At 74.2% G+C, this 21,667-nt stretch carries 5 protein-coding genes and 1 pseudogene; all 6 read left to right on the plus strand.

The annotated features are described in order from the left end of the window. Positions 1-3 precede the first annotated feature (3 nt). Positions 4-12,426, plus strand: a pseudogene (locus CP973_RS29930) (non-ribosomal peptide synthetase); the annotation flags it as partial. Between the two features lie 120 nt (positions 12,427-12,546). Further along, a complete protein-coding gene (locus CP973_RS29935; RefSeq protein ID WP_150247003.1) occupies positions 12,547-17,145 on the plus strand; it encodes a non-ribosomal peptide synthetase in 4,599 nt (1,532 codons plus the stop codon). A 37-nt stretch (positions 17,146-17,182) separates the two neighbouring features. Continuing rightward, positions 17,183-17,935: a thioesterase II family protein gene (locus tag CP973_RS29940; protein WP_150247004.1), complete on the plus strand. Its 753-nt coding sequence runs from the start codon at positions 17,183-17,185 to the stop codon at positions 17,933-17,935. A 306-nt stretch (positions 17,936-18,241) separates the two neighbouring features. Further along, entirely contained in the window at positions 18,242-19,804 is a 1,563-nt protein-coding gene (locus CP973_RS29945; protein WP_150247005.1) for a tryptophan halogenase family protein, read from the plus strand. 37 nt (positions 19,805-19,841) lie between these two features. After that, positions 19,842-21,098: a cation:proton antiporter gene (locus CP973_RS29950; protein WP_150247006.1), complete on the plus strand. Its 1,257-nt coding sequence runs from the start codon at positions 19,842-19,844 to the stop codon at positions 21,096-21,098. After that, positions 21,095-21,616, plus strand: a complete 522-nt coding sequence (locus tag CP973_RS29955) for a flavin reductase family protein (RefSeq protein WP_341874864.1) — start codon at positions 21,095-21,097, stop codon at positions 21,614-21,616. Before CP973_RS29950 ends, CP973_RS29955 begins: the two co-directional genes overlap by 4 nt. Positions 21,617-21,667 lie beyond the last annotated feature (51 nt).

A 21,667-nucleotide genomic window follows, 5' to 3' on the forward strand; every position in this document is an offset into this window, starting at 1 on the left:
ACGATGGGTGAGCAGATGAACGGCGGGCGGCCAGTGGGCCCGGACGAGCTGCTGGAACGGCAGCTGGCCGGACGCGCGGACGCGGCGGCGGGCGGTCCGGGCGACCTGCGCGCGCTGGGGGACCTCCCCGACGCGCCGCTGTCGTTCGGGCAGGAGCGGCTGTGGTTCCTGCACGAGTTCCAGCCCGGCAGCGTGGAGTACACCTCGTCGATCGCGCTGCGGATGACCGGTCCACTGCGCGTGGACGCGCTGCGCGGCGCGCTCGGCGGCCTGGTCGCCCGGCACGAGCCGCTGCGTACCACGTTCGCGACGACGAACGGGCGGGCGCACCAGGTCGTCCGCCCCGCCACCGTCCCCGGCATACAGAGAGCCGACCTCGGCGGGCTGCCCGCCGGGGAGCGCGACGCGGAACTGGACCGGTTGCTGCGCGCCGAACTCGGCACCCCCTTCGACCTGGCGACGGGCCCGGTCCTGCGGGTCCTGCTCGTCGCGCTGGGCTCAGGCCCGGACGGCGCCCAGGAGCATGTGCTGTTCCTGAACATGCACCACATCGCGGCGGACGGCTGGTCCAAGGGTGTGCTGCTGGCGGAGCTGGGCGAGCTGTACGCCGCCGCCCTGGAGGGCCGTGACGCGGACCTCGCCCCGCTGCCGGTGACCTACCGGGACTACGCGGTCTGGCAGCGCGAGCACTGCACCGAGGCCGAGCTGGACGCCCAGCTGGAGTACTGGAAGACCGAACTGGACGGCGTCCCTGCGCTGGAGATGCCCACCGACCGGCCCCGGCCGATGGTGCGGACGACGGTGGGCGCCCTGCACACGTTCGCGGTGCCCCGGGAGGTGGCCGAGGGGCTGGACGCGGTGGCCGCCCGGTGCGGCGGCACCTTGTTCGCGGTGCTGACCGCCGCGACGCAGGTCCTGCTGGCGCGGCACAGCGGTCAGCGGGACGTGGCGCTGGGCACCGTCTCGGTGGGCCGGGACCGCACCGAACTGGAGCCGCTGGTCGGGTTCTTCGTCAACACCCTGGTGCTGCGCGGCCGGATCGACCTGGAGCTGCCCTTCGAGGAGCTGGTGGAGCGGACCACCGACCGGATCTGGGACGCGCTGGGCAACCAGGACGTGCCCTTCCACCGGCTGGTGGACGCGCTGGGCACCGAGCGCGACCCGAGCCGTACACCCCTGGTGCAGGCGGCCCTCGTACTGCAAAATGCCCCCGGCGGCGCGCCCGCCTTCCCGGGGCTGCGGGTGACGGACTTCCGGCCGCCGTCGGTCTCCTCGATCTTCGACCTGACCGTGGAGTTCGCGCCGGACGCGGACGGCGGGCTGGCCGGGTCGGTCGAGTACAACACCGACCTGTTCGACGCGGCGACCATCGAGGCGCTGTGCGCCCGTCTGCTGGTGCTGCTCGCCGGGATCACCGCGGACGCCGGCCGCGCCCTCGGCGACCTGCCGCTGCTGACCGACGCCGAGCACACGGCGCTGACCACGGGCTGGACCGAGAACCGCGCCGACTACCCCGCGGACACGCCCGTCCACACCCTGGTCTCCGCACAGGCCGCGGCCACGCCCGACCGCATCGCGGTGACCGGCGCGGGCGCCGAACTGACCTACCGGGAGCTGGACGAGCGCTCCGGCAGGCTGGCGCGGCTGCTCCTGGACCGGGGCGCGGCGCCCGGCGACCACGTCGCCGTCTGCCTGCCGCGCGGCGCCGGGCTGGTCGTCGCCATGCTGGCCACGCTCAAGGCGGGCTGCGCGTACGTCCCGGTCGCGGCGGACTACCCGGCCGACCGCATCGCGTTCGTCCTGGAGGACACCGCGGCACCGCTGTGCCTGACCGAACGGCCGTTGCGCGACCGGCTCCCGGACGGCGGCACCCGGTATGTGTGCCTGGACGAGGAGGCCGCCGCCCTCGCCGCGCTCCCGGCCGACGGCCCGGGGGTCGAGGTGGGCGCGGACACCGCCGCGTACGTCATCTACACCTCCGGCTCCACCGGCCGCCCCAAGGGCGTGGTGGTCGAGCACCGGTCGATCGTACGGCTGATCAGCGGCCCCGACTACGCGCCGCTGGCCGCGGACGACGTGGTGGCCCAGGCCGCCGACGCCACCTTCGACGCGGCGACGTTCGAGGTGTGGGCACCGCTGGTGGTGGGCGCGCGGATCGCCGTGATCCCGAAGGACGTGCTGCTGGAGCCGCGGTCCTTCGCCCGCGCGCTGGAAGAGCACGGCGTGACCACGCTGTTCCTGACCACCGCGCTGTTCAACCAGGTGGTCGAGGTCGCGCCGGGTGCCTTCCGAGGCCTGCGCCACCTGCTGGTGGGCGGTGAGGCGCAGAGCCCGCGGCGGGTCGCGCAGCTGCTCGCCGGGGAGCGGCCGGGCCGCTTCGTCAACATCTACGGGCCGACCGAGACGACGACGTTCGCCACGTTCCAGGAGATCCACGCCACGGACGGCGTACGGGCGCTGCCCATCGGCCGCCCGATCCGCAACACCACCACCTACGTGCTGGACGAGCGGCAGCGGCCGGTGCCGGCCGGCTCCCCCGGCGAGCTGTACATCGGCGGCCCCGGCGTCGCCCGCGGCTACCTGGGCCGCCCCGAACTGACCGAGGAGCGCTTCCTCCCGGCGCCGTTCTCCGCCGTCCCCGGCGAGCGCGTCTACCGCACCGGCGACCGGGTCCGCTGGCTGCCGGACGGCACGCTGGACTTCCTGGGCCGGGTGGACACCCAGGTCAAGGTGCGCGGTTACCGCATCGAGCCCGGCGAGGTCGAGGCCGTCCTCGAAGCCCACCCGGCGGTCGCCGCGGCGCTGGTCGTCGCCCGTACGGACGGCGGGCACAAGCGGCTGGTCGGTTACGTGCGCCCGCAGCCCGGCGCCGGCCTCGACACGGCGGAGCTGCGTACGTTCGCCGAGGCCCGGCTGCCCGGCTACACCGTGCCCTCCGCGCTGGTCACGCTGGACGAGTTCCCGCTGACCTCCAACGGCAAGGTGGACCAGCGGGCGCTGCCCGCGCCCGTGGAGCAGGCCGGGGAACGCGCGGGCTACCGGGCACCGGCCGACGCCGCCGAGGAAACCCTCGCGCAGGTGTGGTCGCAGGTCCTGGGCGTGGACCGGGTGGGCGCCACGGACAACTTCTTCGAGCTGGGCGGGGACTCCATCCTGAGCATCCAGGTGGTGGCCAGGGCCCGCCGGGCCGGGCTGGTCATCAGCTCCCGGGACATCTTCTCCCGGCGGACGCTGGCCGACCTGGCGCGCGCGGCCATCCCCGTGGCGGAGACCGTCGCCGAGGAGCGGGCGCAGGACAGCGGGCCCGCGCCGCTCACCCCCGTACAGCGCTGGTTCTTCGACCACCACACCGTCCGCCCCGCGCACTTCAACCAGTCGGTGCTGCTCACGCTGCCCCCGGACGTGGACGAGCGGGCCCTGTCGGAGGCGTTCCGGCACGTCGTACGGCGGCACGAGGCGCTGCGCACCCGCTTCACGACGGTGGACGGCCGGCTGGTCCAGCAGGGCCCCGGCCGGGACGCCCCGGAGCCGGACATCGAGCGGATCACGCTCGGCGGGGCCGCGCCCGAGGAGCGCGACGCGGCCCTGCGGCAGCTGTCCGAGGCGGCACAGGCCGGTCTCGACCCCGAGCGGGGCGAGCTGCTGCGCTGCCTGCTGTTCGACCGCGACGCCCGGGACCGGCCGCGGCTCCTGCTGACCGTGCACCACCTGGCGGTGGACGGCGTCTCCTGGCGCATCCTGCTGGACGACCTGGAGAACGCGTACCGGCAGGCGGCGAGCGGCGCGGCGATCGACCTCGGGGGCGCGTCCACGTCGTATCTCACGTGGGCGCGGAGACTGGCGGAGTACACCGAACAGGATGGATTCCAGGGCGAGTTGGATCACTGGACCGGGGTCGCGGCCGTCACCACGGCCGGCCTTCCCACCGACCACGACGGACGCAACACCTTCGGAGTCACCCGTGAAGTGCACGCGGGGCTGGACGAACGGCGCACCCGGCAGCTGCTCCAGGACGTGCCCAAGGTCTACCGGACCCAGGTCAACGACATCCTGCTCACCGCGCTCGGCCGCGCCCTGGCCCGGCACACCGGGCAGGACCGCACCCTCATCACGCTGGAGGGGCACGGCCGCGAGGAGGTCCTGCCGGGCACCGACATCTCACGCACCGTCGGCTGGTTCACCTCGGTCTTCCCGCTCGTCCTGGAGTCCCCGGCGGACCGGCCGTGGCGCGAGCTGGTGCTGGGCACCAAGGAGCGGCTGCGGGCCGTACCGCAGCGCGGCTTCGGCTACGGGCCGCTCCGCTACCTCGCCGCGGACACCGCGCAGCGCGCGGCCCTGGCCGCCGGGCCGCGCCCGCAGATCAGCTTCAACTACCTCGGCCAGTGGTCGGACGGCACCGCCGGCAGTGCGCTCTACCGCGAGCAGATCTTCGACTACGGGCAGGAGCACAGCCCGGAGGAGGAGCGCTCGCACCTCATCGACATCACCGGCGAAGTACGTGGCGGGCGGCTGACGTTCACCGTGTACTACTCGTCCGAGCGCCATGAGCGGGCGACCGCCCAGGCGCTCGCCGACGGGCTGGCCGCCGCGCTGGACGAGCTGGTCGGGCACTGCCTGACCCCCGGCACGGGCGGCGCGGTGCCCGGTGACTTCCCGCTGGTGGCGCTCGACCAGGCCGCCGTGGACGCGCTGGTGCCACCGGGCTCGGCGGTCGAGGACGTCTACCCGCTGACGCCGATGCAGTCCGGCATGCTCTACCACGCCCTCAACCAGCCCACCGGCGGCGCCTACTTCGACCAGGTCAGCTTCCTGCTGGAGGGCGTGGACGACATCCGGGCGCTCGGCGCGGCCTGGCAGCACGTGGTGGACCGCAACCCGGCGCTGCGCACCCGGCTGCGGTGGGAGGGCGTACCGGAGCCCGTGCAGATCGTCGACCGCGAAGCGACCCTGGAGGTCCGCTACCTGGACTGGACGGACACCGACGCGGCCGGGCGGAGGCGGCGGCTGGCGGAGCTGACCGACGCCGAGCAGCGGGCCGGCATCGACCTGACCCGGGCTCCGCTGATGCGGGTGGTGCTCGCCCGGGAACGGGCGGGCGCGGTGCGGGTCGTGTGGAGCTTCCACCACGTCGTCCTCGACGGCTGGAGCACGTCCCACCTGTTCGGTGACGTGTTCGCCCGCTACCGCGCGCTGGCCGACGGCCCCGCCGCCCCGGCGGCCCCGGAGCAGCGGCGCCCGCCCTTCCGGGACTACGTGGCGTGGCTCGGCCGCCAGGATCGCGCGGCTGCCGAGAAGCACTGGCGCGCGGCGCTGGCGGGCCTGTACGCGCCGACTCCGCTCCCGTACGGGCAGAGCCTGCCGCCCGGCTACCAGTCGGAGTCCTCGGCCCAGGTCAGGGTCGAGCTGACCCGTGCCGAGACCGAGGCGCTGACCGCGGTGGTCCGCGCCGAGCGGCTGACCCTGAACACCGCCGTGCAGGGCGCCTGGGCGATGCTGCTCGCGCGCCACGCGGGCACCGAGGACGTCTGCTTCGGGTCCACCGTCGCCGGCCGCCCCACCGGCCTGCCGGGCGCGGACGCCGTGGTCGGCAACTTCCTCAACACGCTGCCGGTACGCACCCGGGTCACCGCTTCCGACCGGCTCGCCGACTGGCTGCGCGGCCTCCAGGACGCGCAGGCCGCGGCGCGCGACTTCGAGTACGCGGCGCTCGGGCAGATCCAGGGCTGGAGCGAGGTGCCGCGCGCCACCGCGCTGTTCCACACGGTGGTGGTCTTCGAGAACTACCCGGGCAACGACACGGCCGCCGAGCGCAACGGCCTGTGGCTGCGCGAGCTGTCCGCGGTGGACACCACCAGCTTCCCGCTGGACCTGACCGCCTTCACCGACGACGGCGAACTCGTCCTCCAGCTCTCCTACGACCCCGCGCTCTACGGAACGGACCAGGCGGAGAGCCTGGCCGACCAACTGCTGGCGCTGCTGAACGGGCTCGCCGCCGACCCCGGCCGGCCGGTGGGCGACGTCCCCATGCTGTCGCTGGGCGAGCGGGACCGCGTCGTCCACGAGTGGAACCGCGCCAGGGTGCCGTGGCAGGAGCTGTGCCTGCACGAACTGGTCGCCGTGCACGCCCGGTGCACACCGGACGCCGACGCGGTCGTCTTCGAGGACCAGGTGATCGGTTACGCCGCGCTGGAGGCCCGCGCCAACCAGCTGGCCCACCACCTCATGGATCTCGGCGTCGGCCCCGAGACCGTGGTCGGCGTCTGTGTGGAGCGCGGCCCGGATATGGTCACCGCGGCCCTCGCCGTCCTCAAGGCCGGCGGTGCCTTCCTGCCGCTGGACCCCGGGCACCCCGCCGAACGGCACCGGCAGGTGCTGCGGGACAGCGCCGCCGCCCTGCTGCTCACCCAGGACGCCGTGGCCGACCGGCTGCCGCTGTGCGACGCGACGGTGCTGCGCCTGGACGGCGAGTGGGACGCCATCGGGCAGTGGCCCACGCACGCGCCGGCCGTCGAGGTCACACCGGACAGCCTCGCGTACGTGATCTACACCTCGGGCTCCACCGGCCGCCCCAAGGGCGTCATGGTCGAACACCGCAGCCTGAGCCAGGCGGTGGCCGCCTGGGGCCGGGTCTACGGCGTCGAGGACCGTCCGGCGCGCCAGCTCAACCTGGCGAGCATGGCCTTCGACGTGTTCGTCTCCGACCTCGGGCACGCGCTCGCCCACGGCGGGACGCTGGTGATCTCCCCGTCGGCGGTCACCACCGACCCGCCCCGGCTGTTCGACCTGATGGAACGGGCCGGGGTCACCCACCTGGAGACCGTGCCGTCACTGGCCGGCGCGCTGCTGGAGGAGGCCGAGCGCACCGGCCGCGCCTTCCCGCCGCTGCGCTACCTTGTCGTCGGCTCGGACAACTGGCGTACGGAGGACTGCCGCCGCCTGCTGGACCGGGTCTCCCCCGGCACCACCGTCCTCAACAGCTACGGCGTGACCGAGGCGACCGTCGAGTCGTCGGTCTTCCGCGTGGAGCGGGACGCGCTGCCCGCCACCGCCTCGGTGCCCATCGGCCGGCCGATCCCCGGCGCCCGGATGTACGTCCTGGACGCCGGGCTGCGGCCGGTGCCGGCCGGAGTGGTGGGCGAGCTGTTCATCGGCGGGCCCGGGGTGGCCCGGGGCTATCTGAACCGCCCCGACCTGACCGAGGAGCGCTTCCTGCCCGACCCGTTCGCCATGGACCCGGAGGGCGCCCGGCTCTACCGGACCGGGGACCGGGCCCGGTTCCTGCCCGGCGGGGACGTCGAGTTCCTCGGCCGGTCCGACGACCAGGTCAAGATCCGCGGCTTCCGGGTCGAGCTGGCCGAGATCGAGAGCGCCGTCCAGCGGTTCCCGGGCGTCGCCGACGCCGCGGCCGCGATCCGCGCGGAGGCCGGCGGCAGCGGGCTGACCTGCTACGTCGTCCCCGCGGCCGGTGCCGAACCCGATCTGGCGGCGCTCCGCGAACGGCTGGGCGGCCTGCTGCCCCGCCACATGGTGCCGCAGGTGTTCGTCCCGCTGGAGCGGCTGCCGCTGAACGCCAACGGGAAGGTGGACCGCCGCGCCCTGCCCGCCCCGCCCGCGCCCGCGGAACGCCCCGCCGCGCGCACCGCGCCCCGTACCCCCGCGGAGGAGACCCTCGCCGCGGTGTGGGCCGAGGTGTTCCGGGTGCCGGCGGTGGGCGTCGAGGACAACTTCTTCGACCTGGGCGGCGATTCGATCCTCAGCATCCAGGTCGTCTCCCGGGCCCGCGAGGCGGGTCTGCGGGTCTCGTCCCAGGACATCTTCAGTCACCAGACGGTCGCCGAACTCGCCTCGGTGGTGGCCGCCCGCAACCCGGAGGAGAAGGCAGACGTGAGTACGGAGCCGGTCGTCGGAAAGGTGCCGCTGACCCCCATTCAGCGCACGTTCTTCCGCCGGCACACCATCGCCCCCCACCACTGCACGATGTCCGTGCTGGCCGAGCTGGCGGAACCGCCGTCGACGGACGCGCTGCGGGCCGCCCTGGACGCCCTGCTGGACCACCACGACGCCCTGCGCACCCGCTTCACCTCGGTGTACGGCCGTTGGCAGCAGGAGATCCCGGCCCCGGGCGACCGGTGGCCGCTGGAGCGGATCGCGCTGGGCGAGGCCGGTGACGAGGCCGTGGAGAAGGTGGCCGCCGCCGCGCAGGGCGGACTCGACCTCGGTGACGGGCCGTTGGTACGGGCCCTGCTGTTCGACCGGGACGGGCGGGCCCCGCTGCTCTTCCTGACCGCCCACCACCTCGTCGTGGACGCGGTGTCCTGGCAGGTGCTCCTCACCGACCTGGAGCGCGGCTACCGGCAGGCGGCCGACGGCGCACCGGTCGACCTGGGCCCGAAGGGCACCTCGTTCCTCCAGTGGTCGCGGCGGCTGTCGGAGCACACCGCCGCGGGCGGCTTCGACGCGGAGCTGGACCACTGGGCCGGTGTGGCGCAGCGGGCCGAGGCCGGGCTCCCGGCCGACGCCGCCGGTACGCCGTCCGTCGCGTCGGCGGCGAGCGTACGGGTGAGCCTGGGCACGGCGGACACCGAGGCGCTGCTGCGGGAGGTCCCGTCCGTCTACCGCACGCAGGTCAACGACGTTCTGCTGTCCGCGCTCGGCCGGGTGCTGGCGGACTGGACCGGACGCGACCGCGTGCTGATCGACGTGGAAGGCCACGGCCGCGAGGAGCTGTTCGACGGCCTGGAGATCGGCTCCACCGTCGGCTGGTTCACCAGCAGCTTCCCGGTGGCCCTGGACACCTCGGCCGGGGACGGCTGGGGCGCGCTCCTGCGGTCCGTCAAGGAGCAGCTGCGGGCGGTGCCGGGGCGCGGCATCGGCTACGGCGCGCTGCGCCACCTCAGCCCCGCCGGTGCCCCGGCCGAGGTGCTGGCCGAAGGCCCGCAGGCGCAGGTCAGCTTCAACTACCTCGGCCGGCTGACCGGCGCCCCGGACGGTGACGGCGGTCTGCTGCGCGATGTCCGGCTGGGCTTCGGCACCGAACTCTCGCCCGCCGAGAGACTGGAGTACGGGCTGGACGTCGTGGCCTGGGTGCGGGACGGGCAGCTGGAGTTCGAGCTGTTCCACTCCACCGAGGTGCACCACGCCCCGACCGTCGAGCGACTCGGCGACGCGCTGCTGACGGCGCTCCGCGCGCTCGTGGCGCACTGCCGGGAGGTGAGCGGCGCGGCGGCCGGCGCGACGCCGTCCGACTTCCCGCTGGCCCGGGTGGAGCAGCGGTTGCTCGACAAGCTCGCCGCCGACGGCGGCCCCCTCGCGGACCTCTACCCGGTCACGCCGATGCAGCACGGCCTGCTGTTCCACAGCCTGACCGAGGAGGGCGACAGCGTCTACGTGGGCCAGCTCTCCTTCGTTCTGGACGGCGGGGTGGACACCGACGCGTTCGAGGCGGCCTGGCAGCGTGCGGCCGAGCGGACGCCGATGCTGCGCACCGCGGTGACCTGGGAGGAGACCGCCGAACCGCTCCAGGTGGTACGGGAGCGGGTGCGGGTGCCGGTGGAGCGGCGCGACCACAGCGCGCTGTCCGCGCGGGACGCCGCCCGCGCGCTGGAGGACTTCCTCGCCGAGGACCGCGCCCGGGGCATCGACCTGACCTCCGCGCCGCTGATGCGGCTGACGCTGGTCTCCGAGCCGGACGGCGGGCTGCGGGTGGTGTGGACCTCGCACCACCTGCTGCTGGACGGCTGGAGCACGGCCGAGCTGATCTCCGACGTGCTGGGCCACTATCTGGCGCTGACCGGGCACGAGCGGCCCGAGCCGGCCGCCCGCCCGCCGTTCCGCGACTACGTGGAGTGGCTGGGCCGCCAGGACCTGGCCGAGGCCGAGCGGTACTGGAAGCAGGTGCTCGACGGCTTCACCGCGCCCACCCCGCTGCCGGTCGACCACCGGTCGCAGGACACCGTACGGGCGGGCACCGAGGCCGCCGCACGCTTCCAGCTCGACGCGGAGACGACGGCGCGGCTGGACGCGCTCGCCCGGCAGCACCGGCTGACCGCCAACACCCTCGCGCAGGGGGCCTGGGCGCTGCTGCTGTCCCGGTACGCGGGCGAGCGGGAGGTCTGCTTCGGCTCCGCCGTCTCCGGGCGCCCGGCCGACCTGCCCGGCGCCGAGTCGATCATCGGGCTGTTCATCAGCAACCTGCCGGTACGGGCCACCGTCCCGGACGACCGGCCCCTGCTGGAATGGCTCGCCGACCTCCAGCGCGGCCAGGTCGCCGCCCGGCAGCACGAATACGTCTCGCTCGCCCAGATCCGCGGCTGGGCCGACCTGCCCGCCGGGGTGGACCTGTTCGACAGCTACGTGGTCTTCGAGAACTACCCGTACGACGGGGAGATGGGCGCCGAGGGCGGTCTGCGCATCCGCGACGTGCGCTCCCACGAGCCCACCAGCTACGCCATGGTGCTCGCGGTGTTCGCCGGCGACCGGCTGTCCTTCCGGCTCGCCTACGACCCCGCCCTCTTCGAGGAGCGCACCGCCGCCCGGGTCACCGCCGACCTGCGGGCGCTGCTGGAGGACATCGCCCGCGACCCGCACCGTACGCCGCGGGAGTTCGACGCGCTGAGCGACGGGCACCGCGCCGAGCTGCTGACCCGCCACAACGCGACCGGCACCGAGCTGCTGAGCGAGCTGCCGGTGGCCCGGCAGTTCGCCGCGCAGGCGGCCCGCACCCCGGAGGCGACCGCGCTGGTCCACGAGGGCGGCCGGCTGTCCTTCGGCGAGCTGGACCGCCGGGCCAACCGGCTGGCGCACCACCTCCGCTCCCTCGGCGCCGGTCCCGAGGAGACGGTCGCCGTCTGCCTCGACCGCGGCGCCGATCTGATCGTGTCGCTGCTCGCGGTCCTCAAGGCGGGCGCGGTGTACGCGCCGCTGGACCCGGCGGCGCCCGGGCGGCGCACCGCGGACCTGCTGGCGGACATCCGGCCGCGGCTGCTGGTGACCGGCGAGCCGGTGGCGTCGGCGCTGCCGCCCGCGCCCGACGCCACCACGGTGGTCCGCCTGGACGCCGAGCGGCAGGCCGTGGCGGCGCGCCCGGACACCGCGCCGGAGGTGACCGTGGCGCCCGGCGACGCCGCGTACATCATCCACACCTCCGGCTCCACCGGGCGGCCCAAGGGCGTGGTGGTCGAACACCGCGGCCTGGCGAACCTGCTGGACAGCCACCGGCGCACGGTCTTCGGGCCGCTCCAGGAGGCCAACGGCGGGACGCCGCTGCGCGTCGCCCACCTGGCCCCGGCCTCGTTCGACGCCTCGTGGAACCCGGTGCTGTGGCTGGTCGCCGGGCACGAACTGCACCTCGTGACGGACGCGGTCCGCCGGGACGCGCACGCCCTGACCGCGTACCGCGCGGCGGAGCGGATCGACTTCCTCCAGACCACCCCGTCGTACTTCCAGCAGCTGGTGGAGACCGGCCTGCTGGCGGAGGGGGACCACCCGCTGCGCGGCGTGGCCCTGGGCGGCGAGGCGGTCCCCGAGAGCCTGTGGGCGTCGCTGCGGGCCCGGGAGGACCTGATCAGCTTCAACTTCTACGGCCCCACCGAGGCCACCGTGGACGCGCTGGTCACCAGGATCGCGGACAGCCCCGTACCGCTGCTCGGCCACCCCGTGCAGAACACCCGCGCCTACGTCCTGGACGCGGCCGGGCACCTGGCGCCCGTCGGCGCCCCCGGTGAACTGCACCTGGCCGGGGACGGCCTGGCCCGTGGCTATCTGAACCGCCCCGAGCTGACCGGCCGGGCGTTCGTCCCCGCGCCGTTCGACCCCGCCGAGCGGCTCTACCGGACCGGCGACCGGGTGCGGAGGCTGTCCGACGGCCGCATCGAGTTCCTGGGCCGCGTCGACGACCAGGTCAAGCTGCGCGGCTACCGCATCGAGCCGGGCGAGATCTCCGCGACGCTGGACGGGCACCCGGCGGTGACCGAGTCGGTCGTGGTGGTCCGCGGCGAGGGCGACCGGCGGCAGCTGGTCGCGTACTTCACGCACCGGGGCGCCGGTGCCGCGGTGCCCGCCGCGCCGGAGCTGGCCGGCTACCTCGCCGAGCGGCTGCCCGCGTATCTGGTCCCGGCCGCGTTCGTGGCGCTCGACGCCTTCCCGCTCACCCGCAACGGCAAGGTGGACCGGGACGCGCTGCCCGAGCCGGAGGCCGGGCGGGCGGACGGCGCCGACCGTGTCGCGCCGCGCAACGAGACCGAACGGCTGGTCGCCCAGATCTGGGCGGAGACCCTGGGCGTCGCGGACGTCGGGGCCCACGACAGCTTCTTCGAGCTGGGCGGGCAGTCCCTGACCAGCGTCAAGGCGCTCACCCGTATCCGGAAGACCTTCGGGGTGCGGCTGGCGTTCCGCAGCCTGCTGGACACGCCCACCGTCTCCGGGGTGGCGCGGATGATCGAGGACAGCCTGCTGGAACAGCTGGAGAAAGAGGCCGCCGAGGCCGGCGACGCCGTACCGGCGGCGGAGTAACGGCGGTGCCGCAGTCACGGAAAGGAGTGTCACCCGATGTCCCCCTCGCGTGAGGAACGCATAGCGGCGCTGCCCGAGCACCTGCGAGCGCTGCTGCGCAGCAGGCTCTCCGGCGCCGCCGGGACCGACGAGGCCGCCGAGGCCGACGTGGTCCGCCCGGTGCCGCGCGGCGGCCCCCTGCCCATGTCCTTCGCCCAGCAACGCATGTGGTTCCTCCAGGAGTTCGACCCGCTGGCGGTGGGCTACAACTCCAGCTTCGCGCTCCGGCTGCGCGGCACGCTGGACACCGCCGCGCTGCACCGGGCGGTGAACGCGGTGGTCGCCCGCCACGAGTCGCTGCGCACCACCTTCGACTCCGTGGACGGCACGCCCGTGCAGATCCCGCACGCGCTGGTCCCCATCGACCTGCCGGTGACGGAGCTGACCTGCGCCGATCCGCTCGAACGGGAGCAGGAGCTGCGGACGGCGGTGGAGCGGGAGAGCGCCCGGCCGTTCGACCTGCGGACCGGCCCGCTGCTGCGGACGCTGCTGGTGCGGGCGGACGAGCGGGACCACGTCCTGGTGCTGAGCCTCCACCACATCGTCCACGACGGCTGGTCGCTCGGGCTGTTCACCCGGCAGCTCGGCGAGGCGTACGACACCGCGCTGGCCGGCGGTGACCCGCACGTCGCGCCCGCCCCGGTGCAGTACGCGGACTTCGCCGTACGGCAGCGGGAGCGGATGTCCGGCGGCGCCCTGGACGCCTCGCTCGCGTACTGGAAACAGCAGCTGGACGGGGTCGCCCCGCTCCAGCTGCCCACCGACCGGCCGCGGCCCGCGGTGCTGTCCGGGGCGGGCGGCGCACACCTCTTCGAGGTGCCCGCCGACGTGGTCGCGGGGCTGCGCGCGCTCACCGCGCAGACCGGCGCCACCCTCTTCATGACGCTGACCGCCGCGTCCCAGCTGCTCCTGGCCCGCTACGCCCGCCAGGAGGACATCGCCGTCGGCACCCCGGTGGCCGGCCGCGGCGACAGCGGCGAACTGGACGAGCTGATCGGGTGCTTCCTCAACACCCTCGTCCTGCGCGGCCGGGTCGAACTGGAGCTGTCCTTCCGGGAGTTCCTGCTGCGCACCCGCGAGACCGTGCTGAGCGCCTTCAGTCACGAGGAGGTGCCCTTCGAGCAGATCGTGGACGCGGTGCAGCCGGACCGCGACCCGAGCCGGATGCCGCTGGCCCAGGTCCTCGTCGTCCTCCAGAACATGCCGGAGGCGACGCTGGAACTGTCCGGGCTGACGGTGGAGGTGCTGCAACTCCCCCAGGCCAGCACCGGATTCGACCTGGTGTGGGCCTTCGAGGAGCGGCCCGACGGCACCCTGTGGGCGGCCGCCGAGTACAGCGCGGACCTCTTCGACGCGGAGACGGTACGCCGGATGTCCGGCCACCTGGTGAACCTGCTCCGGTCGGTGGCCACCGCGCCGGACTCCCGCATGGGCCGGCTCGGCCTGCTCACCCCGGCCGAGCACGAGCGGCTGACCCGCGACTGGGCCCGCAACCCGCTGCCGCCCGCCGAGGCCGGTCCGGTGCACGCCATGGTGGCCCGGCGCGCCGCCGAGCGCCCCGACGCGGTCGCGGTGCGCTGCGGGGACCGGAGGCTGACGTACGGGGAGCTGGACGCCGGGGCCAACCGGCTCGCCCGCCGCCTGGGCGACGAGGGTGTACGGGCCGGTGACATGGTCGGCGTGTGCTGCGAGCGCGGCCCCGACCAGGTGCTGGCCACGCTCGCCGTCCTGAAGGCCGGTGCCGCGTTCCTGCCGCTGCACCCGGCCTTCCCGGCCGCCCGCCGGTCCCTGATGCTCTCCGAGACCGGCGCGTCCTTGGTGCTGACCGAGACCGCGCTGCTCGACGGGTTCGCCGGCGGCGGGGTGCGGACGCTCGCGGTCGACGCGGAGCGGCCCCGGCTCGCCGCGTACGACGCCACCGAGCCGGACACCGCCCGCACGCGTCCGGAGGACCTGGCCTACATCATCTACACCTCGGGCTCCACCGGTACGCCCAAGGGCGTGCTGCTGCGGCACGGGGGCCTGGCCAACATGATCGACGCGTCCCGGCGGAAGCTCGGCGCGGGGCCCGACATGACGGTGTGCCAGCTGTCCTCGCCGAGCTTCGACGGGGCGGTCTGGGAGACCTTCACCGGTCTCGCCTCGGGCGCCGTGCTGGCGCTGCCGGACGACCCGGCGGAGGCGCTCGGCTCCGCGCAGATCGCCCGGCTGGCCGACGGGCGGCCCACCGTGCTCAGCCTGCCCCCGGCGGCGCTGGCCGCGGTGGAGCCGCGGGCGCTGCCCGGCGGGTCGGTGGTCCTCGCGGTGGGCGACCGCTGCCCCGCCGACCTGGCCCGTACGTGGTCGCGCAGCCACCGCTTCATCAACGGCTACGGGCCGACCGAGAACAGCGTCGGCGCCACCATGTACGAGGGCGACGGGACCGAGCGCGCGGACGCGGCGGACCGCCTGCCGATCGGGCGCCCGCTGCCCAACGTCGAGGTCTACGTCCTGGACGCCTTCGGCAACCCGGTGCCGGCCGGGGTGACCGGCGAGATCCACCTCGGCGGCGCTCAGGTCGCCGCGGGCTACCTGGGCCGCCCCGGCCTCACCGAGCGGCGCTTCGTCGCGCACCCCTTCGGCGACGATCCCGAGGCCCGGCTCTACCGGACCGGGGACCTGGCCGCCTGGCTGCCCGACGGGAAGCTGGACTTCCGCGGCCGGGTGGACGACCAGGTCAAGATCCGCGGCTTCCGGGTCGAGCCGGGCGAGATCGAGGCCGCGATGGCGCGCCACCCGGGAGTGGCCCAGGCGGCGGTCGTGGTCCGCCCGGGCCCGCGCGGCAAGCGGCTGGCGGGCTATGTGGTCCCGGCGTCCGGCGAGGGCGCGACGCTGGCGGCGGAGGTCCGCGAACTGCTGTCCGGCGAGCTGCCCGCCTTCATGGTGCCGAGCACCCTGACCGTGCTGCCGGAGCTGCCGCTGACCACCAACGGCAAGGTGGACCGGGCAGCCCTTCCCGAGGAACAGCCGGGCGGCGAGCGGACGGTGACACGGCCCAGCGGCCCGGTGGAAACCGCGCTGGCCGAGGTCTTCGCGTCCGTCCTGGGAGTCGGGGAGGTCGGCGCGGACGACGACTTCTTCGAGCTGGGCGGTGACTCGATCCTCTCCACCCAGGTCGTCGCACGCGCCCGCCAGGCGGGGCTGCGGATCACCACCAAGGAGCTGTTCCAGTACAAGACCGTCGCCGGGCTGGCCCGGGTGGCACGCGCCGAGGACGCCGGGGGCGGCGTGGACGACGACGCACACCGGACCGGGCCGGTGCCCCTGACCCCGGTGCAGCACTGGTTCTTCGCCCACCACACCGTCAATCCGCACCACTTCAACCAGTCGGTGCTGCTGGAGCTGGTACCCGGGGCCGGCACCGAGGCGCTGCGCCGCGCGCTGGGGCTGCTCATGGAGCGCCACGACGCTCTGCGGACGCGCTTCGTGTACGAGGACGGGAGCTGGCGGCAGGAGATCGGTGCCGAGGCCGCGGGCCGGTGGCACTTCCGGCAGGTGGACCTGACCGGTCTGGGCGAGGCGGACGCGGCGGCGCGGACCGAGGAGGAGACCGTCGCCGCGCAGCGCGGGCTGCATCTGACCGACGGGCCGCTGGTACGGGCCGTCCTGTTCGACCGCGGCCCCGGGCGGGCACGCCGCCTGTTCCTCACCATCCACCACCTCGTCGTGGACGGGGTGTCCTGGCGCGTCCTGCTGGACGACCTGCGCCGGGCGTACACCCAACTCGCCGCCGGGCAGGACGCGGACCTCGGCCCGCGGAGCACCTCCTTCGGGCAGTGGGCACACCGGCTGCACGCCCACACCGCCACCGGCGGGTTCGACGACGAACTGGCCTACTGGCGCGGCCTTCCCGCGGCCGACGAGCCGGCGGACACCGGCACCTTCGCCGAGCGCGGCACCGTGCACGACGGCCTCGACGCGGCCGACACCGAGGTGCTGCTGCGCCGGGTGCCGGGCGTGCTGCGGGCCAAGGTGGACGAAGTGCTGCTGGCCATGCTCGGCCAGGCGCTCAGCGGCTGGGACGGCACCGGGCCGACGCTCGTGGACCTGGAGGGGCACGGCCGGGAGGACATCCTCGACGGTGTCGACCTCAGCGGCACCGTGGGCTGGTTCACCACCATCTACCCCGTCGCGCTCGACGTGCCCAAGGACGCGGCGCCCAAGGACGCCGTGCGGGCGGCCAAGCGGCAGCTGCGCACCCTGCCCCGGCACGGCATCGGGTACGGCGCGCTGCGCCACCTGACGTCCGGCGCGGACCCGGCCGGACCGGCCCTGCCGCCCGCCCACGCGCGGATCGCCTTCAACTACCTCGGCCAGTGGGACGGGCAGCTCCCCGACGGCGACGCCCTGATCGCCCGCCACCTCGACCACGGCGGCCACGACCACGAACCGGCGGAACGGCAGCTGTACGAGCTGGAGATCGTCGCCGCGGTCGAGCACGGCCGGCTCGACCTGAGCTGCGCCTACTCCCCCGCCCGGCACGACGCGGCGGTGGTCGCCGGTCTGCTGCGGACGGTGTCCGACGGCCTGCGGGAGCTGGTGCGCTCGTGCGCCTGACCCGTCCCGGCCCCTTCACACGACAGGAAGACGCCTCATGACGACACCCCACCCGTGGCTGGTGACCCCGGCCAAGCGCCCCGCCGCGGGAACCCGGCTGGTCTGTCTGCCGCACGCCGGGGGCAGCGCCAGCTTCTACCGGCGCTGGGCCCAGCACCTGGACTGCGACGTCGAGTTGCAGATCGTCCAGTACCCCGGCCGGGAGGAACGGGTCAACGAGCCGTTCCTCACCGACCCCGGGAAGCTGGTCGAGGCCGTCACCGGGGCCGTGCTGGAGACGGCGCGGCCGGACGTGGAGACGGTGCTGTTCGGCCACAGCATGGGAGCGCTGATCGGGTACGAGACGGTCCGCGCCCTGGCGGCGAGCGGCCTGCGCGTGGACCGGCTGTTCGTCTCCGGCCAGGCAGCCCCGGACGAACGGATCGGCCGGGAGCCCGCCACGGCGCTGTCCGACGACGCCATCCTGCACGAGGTCGAGAAGCACGGCGGCACGCAGATGAGCGTCTTCGACGACCCGGAGATCCGGGAGATGGTGCTGCCGATCCTGCGCAACGACTACCTGCTGATCGACTCCTACCGCCCGCGCGAGACGCCCCCGGTCGACGCCTCGGTCATCGCACTCGCCGGTGACCGGGACACCAGCGTCGGCGTGGCGCGGGTGCGGCGATGGGAGGGCGTGGCCGGCAAGGAGTTCCACCTGCACACCTTCCCCGGCGGGCACTTCTTCCTGGCCGAGCAGCGCGCACAGGTCATCACGGTGCTGCACCGGCATCTGCGCACCGGGGCCTGAGAACGGCCGTACAGCACGGCCGTGGGTGCGGCCGTACAGCACGGCCGGCACGGAAATGCCGGCACATTGAGCGAGAACTGAATGACGCACTCCGGGCGGCGCCGCACCGATCGCATTGCGGCGCCGCCCGGAGTGCTGCCGTTTTCCGTAATCCGCCTGCGCCCACCGCCCTTTCGGGCACCTGGAGTGCAGGTTTCCACTGAGCCTTAAAAGCTTGTCCTGATCTCGCGGTCTGCTGAAGGATTCCGACGGTGCCGGCGACCGAATCCATCGCCGGGGTACACGACTTCACACGGGAGGGCCTCAGTGCTCACAAACGTCGTCATCGTCGGTGGAGGCACCTCCGGCTGGATGAGCGCATCGTATTTGAAGGCCGCGTTCGGCGACCGCCTTTCGGTCACGGTGCTGGAATCCAAGCGGATCAAGACGATCGGGGTCGGCGAGGCGACCTTCAGCACGGTGCGCCACTTCTTCGACTACCTGGGCCTGCCGGAGCACGTGTGGATGCCCAAGTGCAACGCCACGTACAAGCTCGGTATCCGCTTCGAGAACTGGCACCGCAAGGGCAGCTACTTCTACCACCCCTTCGAGCGGCTGCGGGTCGTCGACGGGTTCCCGCTCACCGACTGGTGGCTGCACCGCAAGCCGGACGGCAGCGAGCGGTTCGACCAGGACGTGTTCCTGATGTCCGCGATCTGCGACGCCGAGCGCTCCCCCCGCTACATGGACGGCACCCTCTTCGAGCAGGACTTCAAGGAGCAGGCCGGCCCGAAGGACCGGAAGCCGGAGCGCAGCACCCTCACCGAGCAGGACACCCAGTTCCCGTACGCCTACCAGTTCGACGCCAGTCTGCTGGCCGACTACCTCTGCGACTACTCCACCGAGCGCGGGGTGCGGCACATCGAGGACGACGTCGTGGAGGTCGCCCGGGACGACCGCGGCTGGATCAGCCACCTGCGCACCCGTGAGCACGGCGACATCGGCGCCGACCTGTTCATCGACTGCACCGGCTTCAAGGGCCTGCTGCTGAACGAGGCGCTGGAGGAGCCCGTCATCTCCTTCCAGGACACGCTGCCCAACGACCGGGCGGTGGCGCTGCGCGTGCCGGTCGACATGGAGAAGCGCGGGCTGCGCCCGTGCACCACGGCGACCGCGCAGGACGCCGGGTGGATCTGGACCATTCCGCTGTTCGGGCGGATCGGCACCGGCTATGTGTACGCGAGCGACTACACCACCCCGGAGGAGGCCGAGCGCACCCTGCGCGAGTTCGTCGGCCCGGACGCCGCGGACGTGGAGGCCAATCACATCCGTATGCGGATCGGCCGCAGCCGCAACGCCTGGGTCAACAACTGCGTGGCCGTCGGGCTCGCCAGCGGATTCGTGGAGCCGCTGGAGTCGACCGGCATCTTCTTCATCCAGCAGGGCATCGAACAGCTCGTCAAGCATTTCCCGGGCGCGGACTGGAACCCGCAGCTACGCGATTCCTACAACCGCGCCATCGGAAACACGATCGACGGCGTGCGGGAATTCCTGGTGATGCACTACCGGGGGGCCGGCCGCAACGACAACCAGTACTGGAAGGACGCCAAGACGCGCGCCCTGCCGGACGGTCTCGCCGAGCGCCTGGAAATGTGGCGCGCCAAGCTCCCCACCACCGAGTCGATCTTCCCGAATTACCACGGCTTCGAGCCATATTCGTACCACTCGATGCTGCTCGGCCTCGGCGGTGTCGACCTCAAGGCCCCGCCCGCGCTGGCCCTGATGGACGACTCGGCGGCGCAGGCGGAGTTCAAGCTGCTGCGCGCCCAGTCGCAGGAGCTCGCGAAGCGGCTGCCGAGCCAGTACGAGTACCTGGCCCAGATGCATTGAGCACCAGCCGGACCGTCGCGTCCTGGAAGGAGGAGCCGTGGAGGCGCTGACGTACGTCCCGGCCGTGGTGCTGGTGGCGTCCGTGGCACCGGCCGTGTGGCTCGGCAGGCGGGCCGCCCGCCTGCTGGGCCAGCCCGCCATCGTCGGGGAGATCATGGCCTGTCTGCTCCTCGGGGCCGTGCTCGCCGGTCGGCTGGGCTGGGGCGAGGAAGCCACCGCCGGCTGGCCGGTGCTGGAGAAGGCGGGGCATCTGTCGCTCGCCCTCTTCGTGGTCGGCGCCGTGCAGGAGATCCGCACCGGCGCCGGCAGGCTCGGCGGCCGCGCGGTGGCCTGGACGGCGGCCGGGTCCGCGCTGCTGCCGATGGCCTGCGGCACGCTGCTGGCCGGCTGGGTCCTCGTCGGGGGCGATCCCGCGCTGCGCGGTACGGCGCCTGCCACCGCGTTCGTGCTGATGCTGGCGGGCGCGCTGTCGGTGACGGCGGTTCCGGTGCTCGCCGGGGTCCTCCAGGACCGCGGCATGCTGCACACCCGCACCGGACGGCTGGCGATGGCCGCCGCGGTGGCCATGGACGCGGTCAACTGGGCCCTGCTGGCGGTGGCCGTCGGCCTGGCCACCGGCGGCGGACAGGCCACCCCGGCGCTGGTGTTCACCGCCGGGCTGCTGCTGGCCTGGGGCCTGCGCCGGCTCGGCGGGCTGCCCGCCGCCCGTGCCCTGGCCCACCGGGCGCGGCCCGCGGTACCCACCGCGCTGGTGGCGCTGACGACGGTGGCGGCGGCGCTGCTCACCGCCGGCCTGGGCCTGACCGATGTGCTGGGCGCCGTCCTGGTCGCGCTGGCCCTGCCCGCCGACGGCGCCGGTCCCTGGACGCGGGCCGCCCGTACCGTCGGGCAGTGGGGCCGGACCGTACTGCCGCTGCTGTTCGTGCTGACCGGCGCGGGGCTCGGCGGCGGCCCCGCCGGGCTCTTCTCCTGGCAGGCGACGGCCCTGGCCATCGCCCTGGCCATGGCCGGCAAGCTCGCCGGCTCCTACCTCGGCGCCCGGGCCGGCGGCCAGGACACCCGGACCAGCCTGCGGCTCGCGGCGCTGCTCAACACCCGTGGCCTGACGGAGATCACCTTCCTCCAGATCGGCTACCAGGCGGGCATCCTGACGCCCGCCCTCTACCTCGCACTCGTCGTCATGGCACTCGTCACGACGGCGCTGGCCGGCCCGCTGCTGTGGGCCGTCGGCCGCGGCGCCCCGGAACACACGCCGGAGGCCGCGGACCACTCCCTCCACCCAGTCGAGCGGTGAGTCACGTGGAACTCGTCACCCCCATCAGCCAGGTCGGCACTCCCGCCGGATTCCGCGACTTCATGGCGGGCTTCCCCAGCGGGGTCGCCGTCGTCACGGCCGTCGACGCCCAGGACAGGCCCTGGGGCATGACCTGCTCCTCGCTGTGCAGCGTCACCCCGGACCCGCCCACGCTGCTGGTCGGCATGCGCCTGGAGAGCCCCACCCTGCGCGCGGTCATGCTCAGCGGCTCCTTCGCCGTGAACCTGCTGCACCACAAGGGGCAGGCCACCGCCGAGCTGTTCGCCTCCGGCGCGCCGGACCGCTTCGAGACCACGCCGTGGCACACCCCCGAGGAGGCCGCGGGACCGCATCTGACCCGCGACGCCCACGCGGTGGCCGACTGCCGGGTCCGCCGGTCCGTGCGCGTCGGCGGACAGCGGATGGTCTTCGGCGAGGTCCTGCGGATCAGCGGGCCGACCGACGAGCCCCCGCTGCTGTACGGAAACCGCCGGTTCACCGTCTGGCCGGCCGGCTGACCCCGTCCGCGCACACCCCCGCGCGGACCTCCAGCGACAGGAGACACCTCA

Source organism: Streptomyces albofaciens JCM 4342, assembly GCF_008634025.1.
Lineage (GTDB): Bacteria > Actinomycetota > Actinomycetes > Streptomycetales > Streptomycetaceae > Streptomyces > Streptomyces albofaciens.

Coding starts and splice junctions, on each gene's coding strand:
- CP973_RS29935 (WP_150247003.1), top strand. CDS start 12,547: ATGTCCCCCTCGCGTGAGGAACGCATAGCGGCGCTGCCCGAGCACCTG.
- CP973_RS29940 (WP_150247004.1), top strand. CDS start 17,183: ATGACGACACCCCACCCGTGGCTGGTGACCCCGGCCAAGCGCCCCGCC.